At 67.8% G+C, this 3,064-nt stretch carries 3 protein-coding genes; 1 reads left to right on the top strand and 2 read right to left on the bottom strand.

The window, feature by feature from the left end:
- Positions 1-808 (top strand): bifunctional ornithine acetyltransferase/N-acetylglutamate synthase (locus K8V11_RS00015; protein ID WP_303910011.1); only part of this gene is annotated, 808 nt, incomplete at its 5' end.
- Between the two features lie 27 nt (positions 809-835).
- On the opposite strand, the gene K8V11_RS00010 is transcribed toward K8V11_RS00015, so the two are convergent.
- Positions 836-1,963 (bottom strand): alpha/beta hydrolase, encoded by a 1,128-nt coding sequence (locus K8V11_RS00010; RefSeq protein WP_303910009.1) that lies wholly within the window; start codon positions 1,961-1,963, stop codon positions 836-838.
- 96 nt (positions 1,964-2,059) lie between these two features.
- Positions 2,060-3,064: AMP-binding protein (locus tag K8V11_RS00005; RefSeq protein WP_303910007.1), on the bottom strand; the 1,005-nt coding region annotated here is incomplete at its 5' end.

The following is a 3,064-nucleotide window of genomic DNA, read 5'->3' as shown; positions in this document are numbered from 1 at the left end:
GGTCCCGGAGGCGGACGCCGTCTCCGTCGCCGAGGCGATGATGACGACCGACACCCACCCCAAGACCGCCGAGGCCCAGGTGGCGGGCACCGATGCTCGAGTCGTCGGGATCGCCAAGGGTGTCGGGATGGTCGAGCCCAACATGGCGACGATGATCGCCGCGATCTGCACCGATGCCCAGGTGCCGGCGGGCGAGCTCGACGAGTTGTTCCGGAGGGTCGTAGACCGCACGTTCAACGCGCTGAGTATCGATACCGACACCTCGACCTCGGACTCCGCCGTCATACTTGCTTCCGGGGCGGCCGGGCCGGTGCCCGCAGACGCGTTCGAGGACGCGGTGGCTGCGGTGTGCCTGGACTTGACGCGGCAGCTCGCCCGCGACGGCGAGGGCGCGACGAAGCTGCTCACCGTATCCGTGACGGCGGCGCGCGACGACGAGCAGGCTAAGAGGGTGGCGAAGGCGATACTCAACTCGCCGCTGGTGAAGACCGCGGTGCACGGGGCGGACCCCAACTGGGGTCGCGTGGCGATGGCGATCGGCAAGCTCGGTGTCGCAGGCGGCCCGGACCAGGACATCGATCAGGAGAAGGTGCGGATCGTGTTCGGCGACCTCGAGACGTACCCGACGTTTGCGGGGGAGGCGGAGCTGGAGCGGCTCACCGAGATCATGAGCGCGGAATCGGTGGAGATTCGCGTCGAGCTCGGGATCGACGACAGCGGCGACGGTGGCGACGGTGGCGCGGCGACGGTGTACGGCTGCGACCTCACCCGCGAGTACATCGCTATCAACGCCGACTACACAACGTAGCGCCGCGCGGGGGCGCGCCCCGTGGCGTCAGCCGGAGCTGGATTCCGGGCTTGACGTCGACGGCGAGGAACTCGCGGAGGAACCTCCGGCCGATCCGGAACTGCCAGGGGAGACCGGCGCGGTTACGGTCGGGGGCTGCCCGCGCAGGTGAGCTCCCGGAACTCCGAGCTGAGTGAGCAAGATGGTGCGCACCCGCTTCCACGGGGCCTGGCGGATGTCGGTCCACGGGTCGTGGTTTCCGCCGGGCACGATCTCCAGGCGCGCGTCGTCGCCTGCCGCGCGGGCCCTGGACACGTAGTCCTCGGACTGGGCGGGGAGGACGACGTCGTCCTTCTCCCCGTGGATGGCGACGACCTCGACCCCGGTCGGCAGATGCGAGATGGGGCTGGCGTCGACGAACTTCTTGCGGTCGTCGTCCAGCGTGGTGCCGAGCAACGTCTTGAGGTAGCGGTCCCCGCTCTCCTCTGCCTTGACCAGGTCCGCGACACCCGCGAGGGATACGCAGTGCGAGACGGGCTGGCGCACGTTCGCGCCGGGAAGGTTCGCCGGCAGGGCGCCGCGACCGGCGATCCACAGCGCGAGATGGCCGCCGGAGGAGTGCCCGCACACCGAGACGGCATCGAGGTTGAGGCGTCCGCCCATCTGCTCGTTGATCTCGGGTAGGTAGTCGACGGCGTCGCATACGTCCTGGACCGTGGTGGGCCAGCCGCCGCCGCTACCGGTGCGGCGGTATTCGATGTTCCACACGGCTACGTCGAACGAGGCGATGTCCTCGGCGAGCTTGCCCATGTACTCGAGGCTCAGCTCATGTGACCAGCCGCCGCCGTGCACGAGCACGACGACGGGCATCGAGGGGTTGACGGAGGCCGGCAGATAGAAATCGCCGAACGTCTGCTGTCCGCCCTCTGCGGCGTCGCGGTAGAAGGTGCGGCGCGGCGGCAGGACGTCGACGGGCCCGTCGGGCCGCTGATAGTGGAAGGTGCTCGGGCGGTCGACGCCTCGTAGTTCCGAAGAGTCGTCGGATTCGGAATCGGATCCGGTGCGGGCCACCGAGAATGCCGCCGCGCCTCCGACCCCGGCGACCATGCCCCACAGCATCTGGCGGCGCGTCGCCGGACGGCGCCACGCTGGGCCGCGCCGGCGGGATGTGCTCAACGGAACTCCTGCTCGCTAGGGGGATCGGGGCTCGAATCTCCCGCCGAGTTTAATGACGGGGGCTAGAACCGTCCAAGCGGCGCGAGCGCGAGCGATCTACTTTGCCCCGGAGACCGATCCCGCGGCGACGTCTCTATCGGCGCCGTCGTAGTAGGGGACGTATTCGCACTCTTTGGAGGAGAGCACGTACAGCGGATCGTCGAAGCGCGAGGTGTCGTAGCCGTCCTTCTTGAGGTCGGTCTTGCGCACCTTGAACGTCGAGGTTTCCTCGACCTGCTCGATGATTCTGATGAACTGCGGGACCGCGTAGCTCGGTAGCGAACCGGTGAGCGCCTCGGCGTAGGCCTTGCCGTCGAAGTTCGCACCCTCGTCGAGCGTGAGCGCCGCCATTCCCGCGCGGCCGTCGGTGCCCGGGATCTGGACGCCGTAGACGGTGGCGGTGTCGACGCCGTCGATCCCGCCGAATGCGGCCTCGACCTCGGTGGTCGCCACGTTCTCGCCCTTCCATCGGAAGGTGTCGCCGAGACGGTCGACGAACGCGATGTGGTTGAAGCCCTGGTTGAACACGAGGTCCCCGGACAGGAACCAGGCGTCGCCCTTCTTGAACGCGTCCCGCACGATCTTCTTCTCGGTGGCCGCCGAGTTCGTGTAGCCGTCGAAGGGTGTCGTCTTCGTGATGTGGCCGATCATCTGGCCGACCTCGCCCGGCTTCGCCTCGACGAGCCAACCCTTGTCGTTGCGGACGAGCTCCTCGGTGTCGGTATCGACCTTGACGATCTTGTGCGGGACCGTGGTGAATCCGGCGGTGGAGTCGACGCTGAACGCGTTGACGAACGCCACGGGCGATTCGCTGGCCGCATAGAACTCGCACACGCGCGGGATGTTGAACCGCTCCTGGAACTCCTTCCAGATCTCCGGGCGGAGGCCGTTGCCCATGATCATCCGGAGATTGTGCTCGCGCTCCTGCGGGCGTACGGGCTGATTGAGAAGGTAGCGGCACAGCTCGCCGATGTAGATGAACGCCGTCGCATCGAAGTGGACGATTTCGTCCCAGAACCGCTTTGCCGAGAACTTCTCGCCGATCGCGAGGCAGCCGCCGGC

The sequence above is a fragment of the Dietzia timorensis genome (assembly GCF_020742175.1).
Taxonomy (GTDB): Bacteria; Actinomycetota; Actinomycetes; order Mycobacteriales; family Mycobacteriaceae; genus Dietzia; species Dietzia timorensis_A.
Note: the sequence above shows the minus strand (reverse complement) of the source record. Positions and strands in the feature narration are given on the sequence as shown.